The 18,325-nt window shown below is 66.1% G+C and carries 20 protein-coding genes and 1 tRNA gene; 10 read left to right on the forward strand and 11 right to left on the reverse strand.

What is annotated here, in order from left to right; translation table 11 throughout:
* Nucleotides 1–158: 158 nt before the first annotated feature.
* Nucleotides 159–1,175 carry a tRNA (adenosine(37)-N6)-threonylcarbamoyltransferase complex transferase subunit TsaD gene (tsaD, locus tag ACYQ2W_RS07500; RefSeq protein ID WP_459864871.1) on the reverse strand — a complete coding sequence of 339 codons (1,017 nt, stop codon included), beginning with the start codon at nucleotides 1,173–1,175 and terminating at the stop codon, nucleotides 159–161.
* A 340-nt stretch (nucleotides 1,176–1,515) separates the two neighbouring features.
* Between tsaD and rpsU the strand changes: the two genes are divergently transcribed.
* The 6 genes from rpsU (at nucleotide 1,516) to ACYQ2W_RS07530 (ending at nucleotide 7,855) form a co-directional block, all read left to right on the forward strand.
* On the forward strand, nucleotides 1,516–1,743 hold the full coding sequence (gene rpsU, locus ACYQ2W_RS07505) for a 30S ribosomal protein S21 (RefSeq protein ID WP_459864874.1): 228 nt from the start codon (nucleotides 1,516–1,518) through the stop codon (nucleotides 1,741–1,743).
* 15 nt (nucleotides 1,744–1,758) lie between these two features.
* Nucleotides 1,759–2,211 carry a GatB/YqeY domain-containing protein gene (locus tag ACYQ2W_RS07510; protein ID WP_459864877.1) on the forward strand — a complete coding sequence of 151 codons (453 nt, stop codon included), beginning with the start codon at nucleotides 1,759–1,761 and terminating at the stop codon, nucleotides 2,209–2,211.
* 255 nt (nucleotides 2,212–2,466) lie between these two features.
* Entirely contained in the window at nucleotides 2,467–4,296 is a 1,830-nt protein-coding gene (gene dnaG / locus ACYQ2W_RS07515; protein WP_459864880.1) for a DNA primase, read from the forward strand.
* Nucleotides 4,297–4,593: 297 nt separating this feature from the next.
* Nucleotides 4,594–6,414 carry an RNA polymerase sigma factor RpoD gene (gene rpoD, locus ACYQ2W_RS07520; protein ID WP_459864883.1) on the forward strand — a complete coding sequence of 607 codons (1,821 nt, stop codon included), beginning with the start codon at nucleotides 4,594–4,596 and terminating at the stop codon, nucleotides 6,412–6,414.
* A gap of 279 nt (nucleotides 6,415–6,693) precedes the next feature.
* Nucleotides 6,694–6,770 (forward strand) — tRNA-Ile (locus tag ACYQ2W_RS07525).
* 353 nt (nucleotides 6,771–7,123) lie between these two features.
* Nucleotides 7,124–7,855 carry a 16S rRNA (uracil(1498)-N(3))-methyltransferase gene (locus ACYQ2W_RS07530; RefSeq protein WP_459864886.1) on the forward strand — a complete coding sequence of 244 codons (732 nt, stop codon included), beginning with the start codon at nucleotides 7,124–7,126 and terminating at the stop codon, nucleotides 7,853–7,855.
* Nucleotides 7,856–8,101: 246 nt separating this feature from the next.
* On the opposite strand, the gene ACYQ2W_RS07535 is transcribed toward ACYQ2W_RS07530, so the two are convergent.
* On the reverse strand, nucleotides 8,102–8,386 hold the full coding sequence (locus tag ACYQ2W_RS07535; RefSeq protein ID WP_459864889.1) for a helix-turn-helix domain-containing protein: 285 nt from the start codon (nucleotides 8,384–8,386) through the stop codon (nucleotides 8,102–8,104).
* A 140-nt stretch (nucleotides 8,387–8,526) separates the two neighbouring features.
* Here ACYQ2W_RS07535 and ACYQ2W_RS07540 point away from each other — a divergent pair, with 140 nt between their 5' ends.
* Both ACYQ2W_RS07540 and ACYQ2W_RS07545 read left to right on the forward strand, forming a co-directional pair.
* The gene (locus ACYQ2W_RS07540; RefSeq protein WP_459864891.1) at nucleotides 8,527–8,721 is read left to right on the forward strand and encodes a hypothetical protein; all 195 of its coding nucleotides are present in this window, start codon (nucleotides 8,527–8,529) and stop codon (nucleotides 8,719–8,721) included.
* 327 nt (nucleotides 8,722–9,048) lie between these two features.
* On the forward strand, nucleotides 9,049–9,501 hold the full coding sequence (locus ACYQ2W_RS07545; protein WP_459864893.1) for a hypothetical protein: 453 nt from the start codon (nucleotides 9,049–9,051) through the stop codon (nucleotides 9,499–9,501).
* A 204-nt stretch (nucleotides 9,502–9,705) separates the two neighbouring features.
* Here ACYQ2W_RS07545 and ACYQ2W_RS07550 read toward each other — a convergent pair whose 3' ends face one another.
* Nucleotides 9,706–10,140: a type II toxin-antitoxin system HicB family antitoxin gene (locus tag ACYQ2W_RS07550; protein WP_459864895.1), complete on the reverse strand. Its 435-nt coding sequence runs from the start codon at nucleotides 10,138–10,140 to the stop codon at nucleotides 9,706–9,708.
* Between the two features lie 366 nt (nucleotides 10,141–10,506).
* On the opposite strand from ACYQ2W_RS07550, the gene ACYQ2W_RS07555 reads away from it, so the two are divergent.
* A complete protein-coding gene (locus ACYQ2W_RS07555; RefSeq protein ID WP_459864898.1) occupies nucleotides 10,507–10,701 on the forward strand; it encodes a hypothetical protein in 195 nt (64 codons plus the stop codon).
* 276 nt (nucleotides 10,702–10,977) lie between these two features.
* Here the strand turns inward: ACYQ2W_RS07555 and ACYQ2W_RS07560 are convergent, their stop codons facing one another.
* From ACYQ2W_RS07560 to ACYQ2W_RS07595, 8 genes are all read right to left on the reverse strand, one after another.
* The gene (locus tag ACYQ2W_RS07560) at nucleotides 10,978–11,367 is read right to left on the reverse strand and encodes a type II toxin-antitoxin system death-on-curing family toxin (RefSeq protein WP_459864900.1); all 390 of its coding nucleotides are present in this window, start codon (nucleotides 11,365–11,367) and stop codon (nucleotides 10,978–10,980) included.
* Complete coding sequence (locus ACYQ2W_RS07565; protein ID WP_459864902.1) at nucleotides 11,357–11,569, reverse strand: hypothetical protein; 213 nt, start codon at nucleotides 11,567–11,569, stop codon at nucleotides 11,357–11,359. Before ACYQ2W_RS07565 ends, ACYQ2W_RS07560 begins: the two co-directional genes overlap by 11 nt.
* A gap of 263 nt (nucleotides 11,570–11,832) precedes the next feature.
* Nucleotides 11,833–12,156 carry a type II toxin-antitoxin system HicB family antitoxin gene (locus ACYQ2W_RS07570; RefSeq protein WP_459864993.1) on the reverse strand — a complete coding sequence of 108 codons (324 nt, stop codon included), beginning with the start codon at nucleotides 12,154–12,156 and terminating at the stop codon, nucleotides 11,833–11,835.
* A gap of 5 nt (nucleotides 12,157–12,161) precedes the next feature.
* Nucleotides 12,162–12,356, reverse strand: coding sequence for a type II toxin-antitoxin system HicA family toxin (locus ACYQ2W_RS07575; RefSeq protein WP_459864995.1), 195 nt, complete (start codon nucleotides 12,354–12,356; stop codon nucleotides 12,162–12,164).
* Nucleotides 12,357–12,365: 9 nt separating this feature from the next.
* On the reverse strand, nucleotides 12,366–13,250 hold the full coding sequence (locus ACYQ2W_RS07580) for a phosphoribosylaminoimidazolesuccinocarboxamide synthase (RefSeq protein ID WP_459864904.1): 885 nt from the start codon (nucleotides 13,248–13,250) through the stop codon (nucleotides 12,366–12,368).
* A 475-nt stretch (nucleotides 13,251–13,725) separates the two neighbouring features.
* Nucleotides 13,726–14,763, reverse strand: a complete 1,038-nt coding sequence (gene rtcA / locus ACYQ2W_RS07585) for an RNA 3'-terminal phosphate cyclase (protein ID WP_459864906.1) — start codon at nucleotides 14,761–14,763, stop codon at nucleotides 13,726–13,728.
* A 329-nt stretch (nucleotides 14,764–15,092) separates the two neighbouring features.
* Nucleotides 15,093–16,466: a PP2C family protein-serine/threonine phosphatase gene (locus ACYQ2W_RS07590; protein WP_459864908.1), complete on the reverse strand. Its 1,374-nt coding sequence runs from the start codon at nucleotides 16,464–16,466 to the stop codon at nucleotides 15,093–15,095.
* A 22-nt stretch (nucleotides 16,467–16,488) separates the two neighbouring features.
* A complete protein-coding gene (locus tag ACYQ2W_RS07595) occupies nucleotides 16,489–17,751 on the reverse strand; it encodes a sensor histidine kinase (protein ID WP_459864910.1) in 1,263 nt (420 codons plus the stop codon).
* A 224-nt stretch (nucleotides 17,752–17,975) separates the two neighbouring features.
* On the opposite strand from ACYQ2W_RS07595, the gene ACYQ2W_RS07600 reads away from it, so the two are divergent.
* Nucleotides 17,976–18,212, forward strand: coding sequence for a DUF1289 domain-containing protein (locus ACYQ2W_RS07600; protein WP_459864912.1), 237 nt, complete (start codon nucleotides 17,976–17,978; stop codon nucleotides 18,210–18,212).
* Nucleotides 18,213–18,325 lie beyond the last annotated feature (113 nt).

Raw genomic sequence — 18,325 nt, forward strand, 5'->3', positions numbered from 1 at the left:
CCTTGCCGGACGGGCGTCTCGACGCCCCAAAACAGGAAGTTATTCTTTCGCGGGCCCTTGGGGTGGGGAAGTGGAACGCAGAGAACGCAAAGAAAAGCCTTGTTTTTTCTTCTCCGCGATCTCTGCGTCTTTGCGTTCTCCGCGTCGAGCGACCCGGATCAGATCGGAGGAAGGGACTCCAGCGCCCAACGCGGCCTGGCATCGAAGGTCGGCTCGGCGAGGTGCTCGCCAGCGGCCAGGCGCAGCGCGCCCACCTGGGCGATCATCGCGCCGTTGTCGGTGCAGAACTCGAGCCGCGGATAGTAGACCCGGCCGCCCTCGCGCTCCGCCACCTCGGCGAGGCGCTCGCGCAGCGCCCGGTTGGCACCCACTCCGCCGGCGATCACCAGCCGCTTCACCCCGCTCTCGCGCAGCGCCCGCCGGCACTTGATCGCCAGGGTCTCCACCACCGCCTCCTGGAAGGCGTAGGCGACGTCGGCACGACCCTGCGGATCGTCCCCCAGCGCCTTGATGGTATTGAGGGCGAAGGTCTTCAGCCCGGAGAAACTGAAATCGAGGCCGGGGCGGTCGGTCATCGGTCGCGGGAAGGTGAAACGCCCGGGGGTCCCCTGCGCGGCCAGCGCCGCCAGGGCGGGGCCGCCGGGATAACCGAGACCGAGCAGCTTGGCGGTCTTGTCGAAGGCCTCGCCCGCGGCATCGTCGAGGGTCTCGCCGAGGGTGGTGTAGCGGCCGATCCCCGCCACCAGCACCAGCTGGGTGTGGCCGCCGGAGACCAGCAGGGCGACGAAGGGAAAGGCGGGCGGCTCCTCCTCCAGCATCGGCGCCAGCAGGTGCCCCTCCATATGATGGACACCCACCGCCGGCACCCCCCAGCTCCAGGCCAGGGAGCGCCCCACCGCCGCCCCCACCAGCAGCGCCCCCACCAGACCGGGCCCCATGGTGTAGGCGACCCCCTCCACCTGGCCGGCCGCCACCCCGGCGTCGGCGAGCACCTGGCGGGTCAGCGGCAGCACCTTGCGCACGTGGTCGCGGGAGGCCAGCTCCGGCACCACCCCGCCGTACTCGGCATGCAGTGCCACCTGGCTGTGCAGGGCGTGGGCGAGCAGACCGCGGCCGGTGTCGTAGAGGGCGACACCGGTCTCGTCGCAGGAGGTTTCGATTCCGAGGACCAGCATGGGCGCGGATTCTAACCCGTTCGGGCCGTCCGCAGCACAAACGAGCGTTGAAAAATGGACAGGATTAACAGGATTTTTCAGGATTAACAGGTTGTTGGTCGTGCTCGGCATCGGAGCTTCAACTCGAAAAATCGAGTTGGCTTCGGAAACACGGCCTCCAGTACCCGCCGTCCGTAGCATCAAACCTGTTGATCCTGAAAAATCCTGTTAATCCTGTCCATTTCTTAATCCCCCAAAACAACCCTTTGCCTTTCCCGTCAGACCCGCGTAGAATGCGCGGCCCTCTAGACCCTTTAATTCATTTGCCCTGGCAAAGACGTAAACCAAGGTGGTTTTTTAAATGCCTAACGTCCGCGTACGAGAGAACGAGCCCTTTGAGGTCGCCCTGCGCCGTTTCAAGCGCTCCTGCGAGAAGGCCGGTATCCTGACCGAGATCCGTCGCCGCGAGTTCTACGAAAAACCCACCGCCGAGCGCAAGCGCAAGCTGGCCGCCGCGGTGAAGCGTCATGCCAAGAAGGTCGCCCGCGAGCGCATGCGCCGCGAGGGCCGTCCCAACCGCCGCTACTGATCCGCTCCTCCCACGATGAGTGACGAGACCCTCAAGGCGCGCCTCACGGCCGCCATGAAGGACGCCATGCGCGCCGGCGACAAGGATCGCCTGGGCGTCATCCGCATGGCCAACGCCGCCATCAAGCAGGTGGAGGTGGACAGCCGTAGCGAGCTGGACGACGCGGCGGTGATCGCGGTGCTCGACAAGATGGTCAAGCAGCGCCGCGAGTCGATCGCCCAGTATGAAAAGGGCGGACGCCCCGAGCTGGCGGAGAAGGAGGCGGCCGAGGTCGCGGTACTTCAGGAGTTCCTCCCCGCCGCCCTCTCCGAGGAGGAGATCGGCGCTCTGATCGAGGCGGCGATCGCCGAAACCGGCGCCACCTCCATGCAGGACATGGGCAAGGTCATGGGCAAGCTCAAGCCTCAACTCCAGGGGCGCGCCGACATGGGCGCGGTGAGTGGTAAAATCAAGGCCCGGCTCTCTTAGGCAAGCCCGCTGCCAACCGCTTGGCTGGTGCCATCTTTGCGCCAGCGTTTAGTGTTGAACGTTTAGTGTTTAATGGAAGAGGGAGGCACGCCCCACGCCCCCCTCCATGATCGCGCCGACCGGCGCGATTTTTCGTTTCGCCCCATCCCCGACTGATGTTTAATGGACCTGCCGCCTTGCAGCAGGTCCATCTGCGCGCGAAGCGCCCCTCTCCCACTAAACACTCAACACTAAGCGCTCAACACCCCATCACAGATGGCAGGCCGTATTCCCCAGCACTTCATCGACGATCTGGTCAATCGCGTCGACATCGTCGACGTGGTCAACAGCCGCGTCGAACTGAAAAAGGCCGGGCGTGAATACAAGGCGTGCTGCCCCTTCCACAACGAGAAGACCCCCTCCTTCTACGTCATCCCCGACAAACAGTTCTACCACTGCTTCGGCTGCGGGGCTCACGGCACCGCCATCGGCTTCCTCATGGAGTACGACCACCTCAGCTTCGTCGAAGCGGTGGAGGAGCTGGCGCGTGAGGTGGGCGTCGAGGTGGAGCGGGAGCAGGGCCGCCCCCTCAGTCCCGCCCAGCAGGAGGCGCGGCGCGCGGCGCCCGACCTCTACGACCTGCTGGAGCAGGCCTCGCAGCTCTTCCAGGCCAATCTCCGGCGCCACCCGGAGGCCCCACTCGCGGTGGAGTACCTGAAAGGACGCGGCCTCACCGGCGAGATCGCCAAGGCCTTCGGCATCGGCTATGCCCCCTCCGGGTGGGACAATCTGCGCAAGGCGTTGGGTGGCAATCCGGAGAAGGAGAAGAGGCTGCTGCTCGCCGGCCTGCTCACCGAAAAGGAGGGGGGTGACCACTGCTACGACCGTTTCCGTGAACGGGTGATGTTTCCGATCCGCGACCGTCGCGGCCGGGTGATCGGCTTCGGTGGTCGGGTGCTCGGTGCCGGCGAGCCCAAGTACCTCAACTCCCCGGAAACCCCGGTCTTTCACAAAGGAAAGGAGCTCTACGGCCTGTGGGAGGCACAGCAGGCGCTGCGCAGCTTCGAGCGATTGCTGGTGGTGGAGGGCTACATGGACGTGGTGGCGCTGGCCCAGTTCGGCATCCGCTACGCAGTGGCGACGCTGGGTACCGCCACCACCCCGGATCACCTCGACCGACTCTTCCGCGCCGCCCCCGAAGTGGTCTTCTGTTTCGACGGCGACCGCGCCGGCCGCGACGCCGCCTGGCGAGCCCTGGACAACGCCCTGCCGGCGCTGGGCAGCGAACGGCGCATCCGCTTCCTCTTCCTTCCCGAGGGCGAGGATCCCGATTCGATGGTACGCAGCGAGGGGCGCGAGGCGTTCGAGGCGCGCATCGGCCACGCGCCCTCGATCACCGACTATCTGCTGGAGACCCTCGCGGGGCGCGCCGACATGAACTCCGTGGAGGGCCCCGCACGGTTGGTGGAGCTGGCGCGCCCGCTACTCGCCCGGATGCCCAAGGGGGCATTTCGTGAAAACCTGTTGCTGCGCCTCGCCGACCGCACCCGGATGGAGCCGGAGCGGCTGGGCGAGGCCCTCGGCCTGCGGGTCACCACCCGGCCACCACCATCTGCCGGCCCGCGATACCCCAGCGGTGCTCATGCGCCCTTTCCTTCCCGCCGCCCCCCGGCTGCGCGGCCACGTACCGCGGCCTACGCCACCCGTTCGCTGGCCGAACAGGCCGCCGCCCGCCTGCTGTTGCGCCCGCAACTGGCGGCCGAGGCGGGGGATCCCAACCGTTTCCTCGAGCTGGAGATGCCCGGCGTCCGTCTGCTGGTGGAGTTGCTCAACCAACTGACGCTGGAGCCGGCGAGTCATACCGGCGCGCTGCTCGAGCGGTGGCGCGACCGGGAGCAGGCGCCGCTGCTGTGGGAACTGCTCGGCTCGGTGGAGTTGGCCGCGGAGGAGGCCATCGACCGGGAATTCCTCGACGCCCTGGAACGGATGGACCACCAGCGCCGCATCCGTCGGCGCGAGGCGCTGTGGCGCAACATCGGCAGCCTGGACGAAGAGGAGAAAATGGAGCTTCGCGAGCTCGAACGGGCCCTGAGGGGAACGGCGTAGCCGCAATTTTTCGCTCCTTCGCGCTTGCCCCGGCAGAAAAATTTGCCATAACACATTTGGCGTCCATCCCCATGGGGACGGAAGCGCGGATCGTTCGCGGATTCAACCCATTAGAACCCCTCTATTTCGTATCTCCCCCTAGTGCAATCGGCAATCTCTGCTATTTTTTAGCCCTGAGCGTGGCATGGAATTTGTACAACGCAGCCATTCACATATGGAGTATGACGAATCGACGGCAAACCGCTATAATGGCCGGTTCAACCCATATCGACCCAATTCGGAGCACGTAAAGGCGTCATGGATCAGCAACAGCAAGAGTCGCGTCTGAAGAGTCTGATCGCCCGAGGCAAAGAGCAGGGCTATCTCACCTATGCGGAAGTGAATGATCACCTGCCCGATGAGATCGTCGATCCCGAACAGATCGAAGACATCATCAGCATGATCAACGACATGGGGATCCAGGTCCACGAGGTGGCCCCGGATGCCGACAGCCTGTTGATCACCGGCAGCTCGGTGGCCGACGAGGATGCCGCCGAGGAGGCCGCGGCCGCGCTGGCCACTGTCGACTCCGAGTTCGGTCGCACCACCGACCCGGTGCGCATGTACATGTGCGAGATGGGCACCGTCGAGCTGCTCACCCGCGAAGGCGAAATCAAGATCGCCAAGCGCATCGAGGAGGGGATGAACCAAGTCCTCTCCACCATCGCCGAGTACCCGGAATCGATCGCCATGGTGCTGCGCGAGTTCGACGCGGTGGAGGCCGGCGACACCCGTCTCACCGACGTCCTCAACGGCTTCGTCGACCCCAATGCCGCCGAGGAGGAGATCCCCACTCCCACCCCCGCCAGCGCCCAGCAGGCCGACAGCGACGACAGCGACGACGAGAGCAGCGACGAGCCGGTGGACACCGGCCCCGACCCGGAGGAGGCGCGCAGCCGCTTCCAGGAGCTGCGCAAGCTCTACGAGAAGGCGATGGCCTCGGCCGAGAAGCATGGCAGTCGTGCGCCCCGCACCCAGAAGCTGCGCGATCAGATGGCCGCCCAGTTCCTCGAGTTCAAGTTCGTCGCCCGGGTGGTGGACTCCCTGGTGGACAACCTGCGCCAGACCATCGAGCGCATCCGCGGCCACGAGCGCCAGGTGATGACCCTCTGCGTCCAGCGGGCGCAGATGCCGCGCAAGGACTTTATCAGCAGCTTCCCCGACAACGAGACCAACCTCGCCTGGCTCGACGGCCACCTGAAGGGCAAGAAGGCCTTCGTCGCCCGCCTCAACGAACACGCCGACGAGATCAAGCGGATCCAGGGCAAGCTCGCCTCCCTTGAGGAGGAGACCGGGCTCTCCATCGGCGAGATCAAGGAGATCAACCGTCAGATGTCGATCGGCGAAGCCAAGGCCCGCCGCGCCAAGAAGGAGATGGTGGAGGCCAACCTGCGACTGGTGATCTCCATTGCCAAGAAGTACACCAACCGCGGCCTGCAGTTCCTCGACCTGATCCAGGAGGGCAACATCGGCCTGATGAAGGCGGTGGACAAGTTCGAATACCGCCGCGGCTACAAGTTCTCCACCTACGCCACTTGGTGGATCCGCCAGGCGATCACCCGCTCCATCGCCGACCAGGCGCGCACCATCCGCATCCCGGTGCATATGATCGAGACCATCAACAAGCTCAACCGCATCTCCCGCCAGATGCTGCAGGAGATGGGCCGCGAAGCCACCCCGGAGGAGCTGGCCGAGCGCATGGAGATGCCCGAGGACAAGATCCGCAAGGTGCTCAAGATCGCGAAAGAGCCGATCTCCATGGAGACCCCGATCGGCGACGACGAGGACAGCCACCTGGGCGACTTCATCGAGGACTCCGCGGTGCTCTCGCCGATCGACGCCGCCACCGGCGAGGGGCTGCGCGAGGCCACCCAGTCGGTGCTCCACTCGCTCACTCCGCGGGAAGCGAAGGTGCTGCGCATGCGCTTCGGCATCGACATGAACACCGACCACACCCTGGAAGAGGTGGGCAAGCAGTTCGACGTCACCCGCGAGCGCATCCGCCAGATCGAGGCGAAGGCGCTGCGCAAGCTGCGCCACCCGACGCGGTCGGAACAGTTGCGTAGCTTCCTCGACTAAGCGCTTCTTCGCCCCCAAACGAAAAGGCCCGCGAATGCGGGCCTTTTCGTTTGGGGGCGAAGAAGCGCCTATGTGCCTTATCGAGCGAGCCGCGCCCGCCACGGTGAGCGGAACTGCACCCCTTGGCGGCACCACGACCCTGGTTGCGAAGTACCCGGATTGGCACATCGGTACAGCGGAAGCGCGCCCGCCCCGCGAACTCCGAGCAACCGGCAGAAACCAAACGATCGTTCTGGTGACGAACGGCGACCCCGTTCGCTATACTTACGCGGGTTTTCCGGGCCTATAGCTCAGTCGGTTAGAGCAGGGGACTCATAATCCCTTGGTCCTAGGTTCGAGTCCTAGTGGGCCCACCAATAAAATCAGCATGTTGAACGCCACCGCCAAGCCTCCCGCTTCGTGAAACATCAGGCTTGGTAGCGTCTTGTTAGCACATTCGACCAAAACGCAGATCGGCCACTTCCCTTCTTCTTGCCCCCCTGGCCATCGTTCGCCCCGTTCCACCTGACTGGCCGGGTGGCCGGCAGCAGCAGCCCGCAAAGCCCGAACAACCCGATACACCAGCCCCTCGACTGCCAGCACCAATTGCAGGATCAGCGCAATCGATGACCCGTTCGCGAGTTGGAGGGGAAGAAGCCGTTGGATTCCGGGCGATCACGATCCGGCGCGATTTTGAGATAATCCGCCTTTTCCGCATCGCCGAGAGCTCATGAGAATCCCCCGCATCCATCACCCGGCCCCGATCCAGGAGGGCGACGAGCTTGAACTGGAACCCCGGGCCGCCCAGCATGTCGCCAAGGTGCTGCGCCTCAAGGGCGGTGCGCCGCTGTTGCTGTTCACCGGCGAAGGGGGGCAATACGCGGCGGAGCTGGCGGTGGTGGAGCGTCGCCGGGTCACCGTGCGCATCGCCGCCTTCGAGCCGTTGGAGGTGGAGTCACCGCTGGCGGTGACCCTGCTGCAGGGAATCTCCAAGGGGGAGCGCATGGACTATGCGGTGCAGAAGGCGGTGGAGCTGGGTGCCGCGCGCATCGTACCGCTGTTCACCGAGCGCTCCGCTGTGGAGCTGAAGGGCGAGCGGCTGGAGAAGCGGCTGGCCCACTGGCGCGGGATCGCGGTGGCCGCCTGCGAACAGAGCGGCCGCAACCGCATTCCGCAGATCGCCGAGGCGCAACGCATCGGCGACCTCCTCGGCCGTCCCGCGGAGGGGTTCGGTCTTACCCTCGATCCGCGCGCCGGCCGCCCGTTGGCCGCACTGCCGCCGCCCGTCGGCTCGGTCAGCATCCTGATCGGCCCGGAGGGGGGGCTCACCGACCAGGAGCTACGGCTGGCCGAAAAGGCCGGCTACCACGGCGTCCTCCTCGGCCCGCGGGTGCTGCGCACCGAGACCGCCGCCGCCGCCGCGCTGACCGCGGTGCAGCTGTTGTGGGGAGATCTTCGGTAGGCGATGAAGTCTGGGTAGGGTGTACCGACGATAGGAGGCACACCAACAGGAACTGCACCCCTTTGCCGAAAATTCGTACAACCTCTCGACGCCCCCTGTAGGAGCGGCCCCCAAGGCCGCGATGGCGCCCTGTCCGCCGGCCTCCACAAGTCGCGGGAGGCCCGCCACTCCGAACCATCGCGGCCTGGGGCCGCTCCTACAGGCAAGGCCCTGACTGCGCCCGCCGCGTTCATGGCGGCAATCGGGTCAGCGCCGCAATCGCCGCTCCACGGGCTCGATCAACTCCACCACCGGACGTTCCAGCGCGCGGGCGAGGGAGAGCAGGGTATGGAGTGTGGGCTGGCGGGCGCCCCGTTCCATCAGCGCGACGTAGGATTGGTCCAGGTCCGCCTCCAGGGCGAGATCCAACTGGGAGAGTCCGCGTTCGTTGCGCAGTTGGCGGAGCAGGTCGCCGAACGCGGCAGCCGTGCGGCGACGGTTGCGCGCTCGCTCGGCCTTGCGTTCATCGCTCGCCTTTTGGTTCTGCTCCATGTGCGAACCATGCCGTCACATCTCCCTTGCAACGAGTGACTATAGTCATCAAAATGGCTGTTAGTGCATGTGGTTGTCGCTGTTAGTAAGGGAGTGGGGCTTTGAACGTCGAGCGAGCGAAGGATGGTGGAGAGGGTTCTTTGGATAAGCTAAGTCACGCCGAGTGGAAACTGAAGGCGCTATTGGCACTGATCGCCGGACTGGCCGAAGAGCGCACCGACCGCCTCGCCCTCAGCCCGGACGAACTGACCGGGCTGCACCTCATCCTGGCGGAGGTGGTGGGGGAGATCGAAGCGGCCCGCCAAGCGCTCCAGCGCCCGTTCCCTAACGACTGACGAGTCGAATGCCTGCCCCTCCTGGTTACCACGCTCTGCGTGGTAACCCGCCCACCACCCGCCCTCCACGGCAGGGAGGTCTCCGCCTGGACGCTCCGCGTCGACGCCCTTTTGGGTAGAGCTGCGGTGGTCGAAATCGGACGCAGAGCGTCCAAGGTGGCCGGTTACGACGCGGAGCGTCGTAACCAGGGGGGGGGAAGGGGTTGCCATCTTTCCGTCGTGGCCGGGCCTCATTCTGACGGCGGGGTCGGCCGGTGCTATGTTTCCTCCAATGATCCACAGGAGGGCAGGCGGAACGGCGCTACCCTCTCCGCCGAGGCCCTGCCCATGTCCAAGGTCCCCGTCTACTACAAAGTAACCGCGCTCTACGCCCTGTTCGGCGTGCTCTGGATCTTCTTCTCCGACCGCCTGCTGGACATCCTGGTCAGCGACCGCCAACTGCTCGGCGTGCTCCAGACCTTCAAGGGGTGGTTCTATGTCGCCATCACCAGCCTGCTCCTCTTCCTGCTGATCCGCATCGACTACCTCGCCCTTGAACGCAAGGAGCGGGAGAAGGCGGAGCTGTTCACCGCCACCATCAGCGCGGTCCACCACATCCTCAACAACTTCCTCAACAAGATGGTGCTGTTCCGCGTGCGGGCGGAGGAGAAGCACGACATCGACCCGGAGATCGTCACCTTCTACGATCGGGTGATCGACGAGGCGCGGGACGAGATCGATCGACTCAGTTCCGTGGAGGAGCTGACCGAGGAGAAGATCCACGCGGTGATCCGCCGCTGATCGCCAAAGGGCAACCGTGCCGAACGAAATGGTCGTTCTCGGTCCGTTTTCCTTCGTCCTGTCCGATGGGTGCGTTCGTTTGGCATGGCGCGCACGGCGCGCCCGCCGCGCTCAGCGGAATCACCTGCCGAATGGGTTAACCGACTCCCTTACCGACCGGTGTACTCGCCGACTACTGTCCACCCATCCCGGAGGCGGAGGAGTTCACGCGGCCTGAACCTGCACCACCAGCCGCTTGCCCAGAGCGGCCAGCGCCGCCTCGATCCGCGGGAGCTTGGTGGGGTGCCTGGGGTCCAGCATCCGGCGCACCTCCTTCTCGTCGCAGCCGAGACGATTGGCCAATTCCACCTTGCTGATCCCCGCCTCGCGGGCCGCCAGATAGAGCGCCGCCTTCGCCGCCATCTGCGCCGGCAGGCTGACCGCCACCTCATCGCGTCCCCTTGCGGACGGTTCGGGAATCGCCTCGTTGGCCACGATTCGGTAGGCGATCGCCTCCTCCAGACAGTCGCGGGCCTCCTCCAGCGCTTCGGCGTGGTCGGCGCCCTCAGTAAGCGCCTCCGGCAGATCGCGGAAGGCGACGGTGAGGTGGCCCTCTTGGTCAGACGTCAGGGTTGCGGGATAGATGAATCGTTCGGTCATGGCGGTTACTCGATGTCGGTTTTCTCCAGACCCCGCTGTTTTGAGCATGGCGCCAAGGAGGCCGGGGCCAATCTCCTTGGTCCGGTCTTTCAATGTGGTGCGATGCTCACCGAGCAGCACGGTTGCGTGACTCCCTATTCCGCGAGTGGAGAGGATCTCCAGCCGTCACCCACGTTCCTTGGCGATCCTTTTCAGCCTTTTAAGGAGTTCGTTTCCGTTCATGGCGACAAGTGTCGGGCAATGATGTCCGTTTTGCAGGGAGGGGGAGATTTTCATTGGTTGGGGGGACGGGAGGCTGGTGGCTGCGGGTGGGTGTCCCCCTATCCTCCGCTACGGGTGGGTGTCCCCCTATCCTCCCGCGGGTGGGTGTCCCCCTATCCTCCCGCCGAATGGAAACTGAAGGCGTTGCTTGCCCTGATCGCCGGACTGGCCGAAGAGCGCACCGACCGCCTCGCCCTCAGCCCGGACGAACTGACCGGGCTGCACCTGATCCTGGCGGAGGTGGTGGGGGAGATCGAAGCGGCTCGCCGGGTGCTCCAGCACCCTCTGCCAAGCGATTGATGCGTCGAATTCCCGCGCCCTGGTAAAACGGTTTTGCCGCTCGAACAGGTTCTCCCGCGTCCTTCCCGGCTGGTGCCCTCGTTTGACACGGCGCGCACAGCGCGCCCTATAGGGCGGGCCGCGCCCGCCGTGCTCAACGGAACCACCCGCCGAATGGGTTAACCGACGCCCTTACCGACCGGTGTACTCGCCGAATACTGCCCAAAATTCAAACCAGTACACTGGTCTCCTCAGCGATGTACGGGGAGTCCTGTAGCCCGAACCGGCACGAGTAGCCTACGGATGACGGCATAGCGATCGCCGAATCCAGGGAAGGAGGTGGGCGTAGTCGCACTCACCGGCCTCCAATAGCCCGATGAGGAATCGGTAGGCCTGAACGTCCTCCACATCGAGTTTCCAGCCGTTCAGCCGCAGAAAGACGTCGGAGACGAAGAAGGCGACCCGCTTGTTGCCGTCGACGAACGGGTGGTTGTTGATCAGCGATTCGAAGAGCGCGGCAGCCATCTGGGCGATGTCGTCGTAGTAGCCGCTCCGAGGGCGATAGAGCGCGCTGTCGAGCAGCCCGGGGTCGCGCAACCCCGGTGCGCCACCGAAGCGGGCGATCAGCCGCTCGTGGATGGCGAGGACCTCATCCAGGCTCAGAAAGCGGACCGCCTCACTTGGCAAGGAGCCGCCCCAGCTCTTGGTGCTCGTCCATGGACTCCTCCAGGTGCTGGAGAACGTCCGGCCGCACCTTGTGGCGGGTCAGGTAGTCCTGCAACGCCTCGGTGAGCAGGCCGGAGATGTTGCGGTGGGAGTCGCGAGCGAAGGCGCGGAACTCGTTCCAGGTCGCCTCTTCCACTTTGGAGCTGATCTTGATGGCGGTCATTGGGATGCACCGGATGCGTGACGTCATGATATGTCAAGATACGAGGGGAAGACCTCGATATCAAGCTCGTTTGGGTTTACATGCAGCCCCGGCCCGAATTTGGGTGGGTGTCCCTCTATTTGCCGGGTGGGTGTCCCTCTATTTGCCGGAAATGGTTGGGGTCGGGAGCGGTGCCTCATTGATGAGATGTGGTGCGCTCGTCGGGGGGGTCGCAATAGACCTTGTATCAAGCGTTGCCGGATGCCCGTTCAGCGCGTTACTGGTCAGCCGTGAGCCGCCTTGTCCAGAATGTCTGTGGCCCACTGGTTGATACTTTTCCCGTTGAGTTCCGCGGCGGTCGCTACGGCGGCGTGGGTTTCCGGTGGGACTCGCAGCATGAGCTTGCCGGAGTAGGGCTTGTTGGGTGATTGACCGAGCTCCTCGCAGGCCGTGAGGTAATCGTCGGTGGCCTGATGGAAGGCCTCTTCCAACTCGTCCACCGTGCTGCCGTGAAAGCTGACGATGTCGCGTATTCCGGCGATATGGCCGACGAAAACCCGATCTTCAGCGTCGAATTCGATGCGGGCTGAATAACCCTTGTAGCTCATGCTGTTCACGGTGTGACTCCAAGCATCTGCAAAAAGCGCCGAACATCCTTTACGCGGTAGCGCAGTGCCTCCTTGTGTGGATGGGGCCGATGGAAGGTGGCGCGTAAACCATCCTTCTCGAAGGTAATGGAAGAGCCCGCCCCTTCAATCGCGCGGCAACCGACGGCTAGGAGTAATAACTCTATTCGTCGCCACTCGATTGTTGCAGGCTAGCCCTTCAACCGCTTCAGCGCCTCGGCGTACTTGTAGGCGGTTCGCTGCGCCACCTCCGGCGGCAGCTCCGGCCCCGGCGCCTTCTTGTCCCAATCCAGCGTCTCCAGCCAGTCGCGCACATACTGCTTGTCGAAGCTCGGCGGGTTGGTGCCGGGCCGGTACTGGTCCATCGGCCAGAAGCGGCTGGAGTCGGGGGTCAGGGCCTCGTCGATCAGGTGCAGGGTGCCGGCCTCGTCGACGCCGAACTCGAATTTGGTGTCGGCGATGATGATGCCGCGGCCGGCTGCGTAGTCGCGGGCCTCGCTGTAGATCTTCAGGCTCATGTCGCGGACTTGGGCGGCCAGCGACTCGCCGAGCAGGCCGACGGTGTGGGCGTAGTCGACGTTTTCGTCGTGTTCGCCCACCTCCGCCTTGGTCGAGGGGGTGTAGAGGGGCTGTTCCAGTTTGTCGGCCAGTTGCAGGCCGGCGGGGAGGTCGATGCCGCAGACCTGGCCGCTCTTCCGGTAGTCCTTCCAGCCGGAGCCGACGAGGTAGCCGCGGACGATCGCCTCCACCGGCAGGGGCTTGAGGCGTTTGACCACGATGGCACGGCCTTCCACTTGGGCGCGCTCGGCGGCGTCGGGCAGGACCTGCTCCAGGGGGATTCCGGCGAGGTGGTTGGGCAGCAGGTGTCGGGTGCGCTCGAACCAGAAGTTGGAGATCTCGGTGAGCATCCGCCCCTTGCCGGGGATGGCGGTGGGGAGGATTACGTCGAAGGCGGAGAGGCGGTCGGTGGTGATGATCAGCAGATGACGCTCGTCGATCCCGTAGATGTCGCGCACCTTGCCGCGGTTCAGGAGCTTCAGGCTCTTCAGTTCGGAGGTGTGGAGTACGTCGGCCATGACGGTCGCTGCCTCTGGTGTTCGAAAGGAAACCGCGCATTGTACGGAGGGTCGTTGGTGGCGGGCAAGCACGTTGTTGTGGGGCGGATGATGGACGCGGAGGGCGCAGAGACGCGGAGTACGCGGAGAAGAGGGGGCTGGCGGTCGGATTGGTGCTGGGTTTGTGTTCTCGCCCTTTTCTTCTTTGCGTTCTCTGCGTCTCCGCGTTCTCTGCGTTGAGCGCGGGCGTTGGGCAGTGGCTTGTTTCGGCCGGCGGGAGGGGCGGGGAGGGCGGCTGTTTGGCGGTGGGAGGGGTAACGCGGAGAACGCAGAGAGCGCAAAGAAGAATGAGACGAAAGCAGCAGGCCGCGGCAGAGTTGGTAGTTTCCGTGGACAACTCCCTCTCCGGCGCCAGCTTTTTTTTCGCCCCAATTACTCTTCTCCGCGTTCTCTGCGTCTCTGCGTCCTCCGCGTTGTTCACGAGCGCTGAAAAGAACTACGGCAGGCCGTGGCCGTGGATGTAGAGGTCGCCGGGGGCGTCGTCGGCGCCTTCGAGGGTGACGGTATCGGGGAGGAAGGCTTCGATCACTTCGAGGTTGGTGCGCAGGTGGCCGGTGACCGCGGGGGTGCGCAGTTGGGATTCGCCGTCGGCGAGCGCCAGCGGGAGGAGCAGCTGGTCGGCGAGCCAGGGGTCGATGGCGGCGTCGGTGGCGAGGAATTCGCGCAGGGCGTCGACCGCTTCGTCGGCCACCTGTTCGGCGCGCTTGCCCCGTTCGCCCAGGGCGAAGAAGCAGGCGCGGCTGTATTCGAATTCGGCGAGCAGGATGAGCAGGGTGCCGGGGGAGCCGGCGGGGAGTTCGGCTACCTCCACCGCGCTCTCGGGGGTGATGCCGTGGAGCAGGTGGTCGGCGCGCCGCGCCTGCCGTTCGGCGATCTCCCGCGGGAGATCGGCCACCGCGCTCAGGCCGCGCACGCCGAGCAGGGCGCCGCTGCGGGTGAGGTGCAGCGGCAGCAGGCGCTCGGCCGGTTCGACGGTGAGCTCGATGGCGCCGTTGCCCCGGGGATAGAAGCCGGCGCGCTCCAGGCGGAAGGTGGTCTCGACGCCCATCTCGCGCAGGTAGGGGAGCCACTGCCACTCCAGATAGTGGGCGCAGGGGGACCAGCGCACGTGGGTGCCGCCGCTGAGGGTGAGGCGCGAGGCGTGGCGGGCGAGCGCCAGGGGGAGCAGGGCGGTCTGGGCGAGCAGCGGGGTGGCGCCGGCGGTGCCGACGTCCTGGTGGTAGTGGTCGGCGCGCAGGGTGTGGGGGCGGAAGGTGAGTTCGTGGGCGCCGATGCGGTCGCCCTCCACCTCGGCCTGGCCGATGGCGGCGGCGAGCTGGACGGCGGCGAGGTGTTGCGGCGCGAGGCCGGCCTTGGCGCGGCGGGCGCGGATGTCGCGGAGGGTGAAGGGGTGGCCGGTGATCAGCGACAGGGTGAGGGCGCTGCGCAGGATCTGTCCGCCCCCCTCGCCGCGGCTGCCGTCGATCTCGATCATTCTTGTTGTTTCCCGTGTCGGATGGGGCTCAGGGCCCGCGAAAGAATAACACCCTGTTTTGTGGCGTCGAGACGCCCCTCCGGCAAGGCGCGCAAAGGGGCGCATACGCGTTGTAGGTAACCCTTTGCGCAACGCCGCCGGGGGAAGCGGATCGGCCTCCCCAAACAGGGGGTTATTCTTTCGCGGGCCCTTGGCACCGCGGGGGGCGTCGCGTCGGGGGGGCGCCGCATTCGAAAGTACGCGGAGATGCGCACGCGACCGTAGGGTGTGCCGAGGTACGAGGCGCACCACGCTCCGACCGGTGCGCCTCGCGGCGAAACGCTTCGTGGTTATCCGGCCGCCTCGGGGTGGAGGAGCTCCACCAGGGTGATGTCGTCGGTCTGCGAGGCGTCGCCGCGGAAGGTTTCGAGGTGGTGGCGAACCCGCTCCACCGCGTCCTCTTCGCTCTCCAGGGCGGCCAGCAGGCGCTCCTCACCGAAGATCTCTCCCGCCTCGTTGCGCGCCTCGATGACGCCGTCGGTGTAGAGGAGCAGCCGGGTCGCCTCGCCATGGTGGATCGCTTGGATCGCCAGTTCCAGATGGTCGCTGTGGACGATGCCGAGCGCCAGGTCGCCGGAGGGGAAGCGCCGGACCACGCGGCCGTCGCGGTCGAGCAGCAGGGCGTCGGGTGCGCCGCCGTTCCAGATCCGCGCGTGACCCTCGCCGTCGTCCTCCACCAGGCAGGCGGCGAGGAAGAAGCCGGTGGGCAGCGATTGTTCGAGCAGTTCGTTGAGGGCGACGACGATGCGCGCCACGTCGTGGCCGCGGCGGCACTCGCGGTAGAAGAGCTGGGCGATGGGCAGGGCGCCGAGGGCGGCGGAGAGGCCGTGGCCGGTGAAGTCGCCCATCAGCAGGTACTGGCCGCCGCCGGGACGGCGGGCGGCGAGCAGCAGGTCGCCGCTGACCACGTCCATCGGTGCGCGCCAGTGGCGCAGGCGGGGGTGGTCGAGGGAGCCGGGCTTGACCGCCTTGCGGAACACCTCCTTGGCCAGATCGTGCTCCAGCTGGAGGCGGTCGCGGGCGCGGGCCAGCGCCTCGTTGGCTTCGCGCAGTTCGTGGGTGCGCGCCTCCACCCGCGCCTCCAGTTCGCTGTTCATCGCCTCCAGCTCGCGGATCGCCTGGTAGGTGCGCAGCGAGGAGATGACGCTGGTGTAGAGCTGCTGGGCGGTCAGTTCGCCCTTTTCCCGGTAGTCGTTGATGTCGTAGTGGAGGATCACGTGGCGCTCCGGGGCGCGGCCCGGCTGGCCGGTGCGCAGGATGATCCGGGTGTTGGCGTTGTGCAGTTCATCGCGGATGTGGCGCACCAGGCGCAGGCCGGCGTCGTCGCGCTCCATCACCACGTCGAGCAGCACCAGCGCCACGTCGGGGTGTTCGGCAAGCATGGCGCGGGCCTGGTGGCCGGAAAAGGCGCTGACGAACTGCGCCGGGCGGTCGTCGAAGGAGAGATCGGAGAGCACCAGCCGGGTCACCTGGTGCACCTCTTCGTCGTCGTCGACGATCAACACCTTCCAGGCATCGGCGCTGTCGTGGGGGGTCACCTCCTCGTCGTCGAGCAGCAGCAGTTCGTCCTCCTCACCTCCGTCGACGCGGAACAGGTCGCCGTGGCGGGTGTCGGCGGAGATGCCGTCGCTGGCCAGCAGTTGCGAGAATCGGTCGAAGTTCATGGGAACCTCCGGATTGGGGGCGCTACGTCGTGGAGCGGTCGGCGTCGGGCGCGACCGCCGGGATGTCGATGAGAAAGCGGGTGCCCGGACCCGCGGGGGTGGGGCTCTCGCAGTGGATCTCGCCGCCGAGGCGGCGGGTCACCAGGTTGTAGGTGATGTGCAGTCCGAGGCCGGTGCCGCCGCGGCCGCGGCGGGTGGTGAAGAAGGGTTCGAAGAGCCGCTCCTGGTGCGCCTTGGGTACGCCGCGGCCGTTGTCGCGGAAGTCGATCAGGACCCGCTCGTCGCGTTCATGGACGTCGATCCGGACCAATCCCTTGGCGCCCTCTTCGAAGGCGTGGGTCAGCGCGTTGATGGTGAGGTTGGTGATCACCTGCCACAGCGCGCCGGGGTAGCTGTCGAGGGTGAGCCGCTTGGGACACTCCACCTCCACCACGTGGGGGGTCTGCTTGAGCCGCGGGCGCAGGCTGTGCAGCACCGTCTTCAAATAGCTGCGCAGCTTGAACGGGCGGCGGGTCTCCACGCTCTGGTCCACCGCCACTTGCTTGAAGCCGCGGATCAGCTCGGCGGCCCGCTGCAGATTGGTGATCACCAGCCCCGCCGATTCGTCGCCATGGGAGAGGAAGCGCTTCAGCTCGGAGCGTTTCAGTCCGCCCCCCTCGAAAGCACTACGAAGCCGCGCCGCCTCCTCCCGCCAGTGGGTGGCGGCGGTGAGGCTGACCCCCACCGGGGTGTTGATCTCGTGGGCGATGCCCGCCACCAGTTGGCCCAGGGCGGCCATCTTGCGCGCCTCCAGCAGGTCCTCCTGGGTGTCGCGCAGCTCGTCCAGGGCGCGGGCGGTCTCGGCGTGGGCCAGCTCCAGGATGCGCGACTGGGCGCGCAGCAGGGTGTGGACGTCGACCAGCCGCGGGCGGCCTCCGCTGTCCACCGCCACCGGTTCGTAGAGCTCGGCCTCCGGGCGTTCCAGGGCGCGGGCGGCGGCGTGGTGCACCGAGAGCTCGGCGGGCAGCCGCAGCGGCGGGGTGGGCAGCGCCTCCAGGAGCATCCGTACCGGCCGCTGGAGGTAGATCTCCAGGCCGTAGCGCTGGGACATGGTCTCCAGGAAGCCGCGCCGCGAGATCACGCCGGCGAGGTGGCCTTCGTGGGTCACCATCACCCCCGGCAGCTCCTCGCGGCTGCGCAGCCGGCGCGCCACCTCCTCCCCCGGCGTCTCGCTGCCCACCGTCTCATCGAAGGCGGGCAGTTCGCCGAGGGTCGAGGCGCAGTGGAGGGGCGGCAGGTGCATCATCAAGCCAGGGCTCCAGCAGTGGATTGGCGGCTCCGTCGGGGCGCCGGCGCCGGGCTCCCTTCCAGGGGAGGAGTATTCTTCCAACGGCCGATGACACCTGCGTGAATTCCTGAGTCCCGGGCCAAGGTGGCTGCATTTTTGCAAGTTACTGGAAGATGGGCGGCTAACTGGCTGTTTTTTTGCGCGATTGTTTGTGATGAACCCGACACGGGGAGGAGGCTTGGTTGAAATTCGTACCCTGCATCGGCAAGGAGCACTGCTCCGAAGAGGGGACCCACTGCCGCGCCTGCGGGCGCAGCCACGAGGAGATCGCGGAGACCCGCGCCCTGGTGGAGACGGTCTCGGCGCTGGCCGACCGCTTCGAGAACTTCGAGGAGTTCATCGGCTACGTCGGTTCGAAGAGCCTGAAGAAGGTGCGCTACCGGCGGAAGAAGGCGGCGGAGGAGGCGGCCGAGGGGTAACGTAGGATGGGCAAAGCGTAGCGTGCCCATCGAAAACGAAGCTGCCACGATCGAATTTACCGCCTTCGATTTGCTCGAATAGGCGGAGCGACGAGGGTAGAGTAGGGGTTTCT

The organism is Endothiovibrio diazotrophicus (assembly GCF_054657215.1).

What these genes read in the sequence shown, in the direction of transcription:
- ACYQ2W_RS07545 (WP_459864893.1), top strand. Translation starts at nt 9,049, where the DNA reads ATGTCCAAGGTCCCCGTCTACTACAAAGTAACCGCGCTCTACGCCCTG.
- rpsU (WP_459864874.1), top strand. Translation starts at nt 1,516, where the DNA reads ATGCCTAACGTCCGCGTACGAGAGAACGAGCCCTTTGAGGTCGCCCTG.
- ACYQ2W_RS07590 (WP_459864908.1), bottom strand. Translation starts at nt 16,466, where the DNA reads ATGAACTTCGACCGATTCTCGCAACTGCTGGCCAGCGACGGCATCTCC.
- ACYQ2W_RS07580 (WP_459864904.1), bottom strand. Translation starts at nt 13,250, where the DNA reads ATGGCCGACGTACTCCACACCTCCGAACTGAAGAGCCTGAAGCTCCTG.
- ACYQ2W_RS07510 (WP_459864877.1), top strand. Translation starts at nt 1,759, where the DNA reads ATGAGTGACGAGACCCTCAAGGCGCGCCTCACGGCCGCCATGAAGGAC.
- dnaG (WP_459864880.1), top strand. Translation starts at nt 2,467, where the DNA reads ATGGCAGGCCGTATTCCCCAGCACTTCATCGACGATCTGGTCAATCGC.
- ACYQ2W_RS07550 (WP_459864895.1), bottom strand. Translation starts at nt 10,140, where the DNA reads ATGACCGAACGATTCATCTATCCCGCAACCCTGACGTCTGACCAAGAG.
- ACYQ2W_RS07535 (WP_459864889.1), bottom strand. Translation starts at nt 8,386, where the DNA reads ATGGAGCAGAACCAAAAGGCGAGCGATGAACGCAAGGCCGAGCGAGCG.
- ACYQ2W_RS07570 (WP_459864993.1), bottom strand. Translation starts at nt 12,156, where the DNA reads ATGAGCTACAAGGGTTATTCAGCCCGCATCGAATTCGACGCTGAAGAT.
- tsaD (WP_459864871.1), bottom strand. Translation starts at nt 1,175, where the DNA reads ATGCTGGTCCTCGGAATCGAAACCTCCTGCGACGAGACCGGTGTCGCC.
- ACYQ2W_RS07595 (WP_459864910.1), bottom strand. Translation starts at nt 17,751, where the DNA reads ATGATGCACCTGCCGCCCCTCCACTGCGCCTCGACCCTCGGCGAACTG.
- rtcA (WP_459864906.1), bottom strand. Translation starts at nt 14,763, where the DNA reads ATGATCGAGATCGACGGCAGCCGCGGCGAGGGGGGCGGACAGATCCTG.
- rpoD (WP_459864883.1), top strand. Translation starts at nt 4,594, where the DNA reads ATGGATCAGCAACAGCAAGAGTCGCGTCTGAAGAGTCTGATCGCCCGA.
- ACYQ2W_RS07565 (WP_459864902.1), bottom strand. Translation starts at nt 11,569, where the DNA reads ATGACCGCCATCAAGATCAGCTCCAAAGTGGAAGAGGCGACCTGGAAC.
- ACYQ2W_RS07530 (WP_459864886.1), top strand. Translation starts at nt 7,124, where the DNA reads ATGAGAATCCCCCGCATCCATCACCCGGCCCCGATCCAGGAGGGCGAC.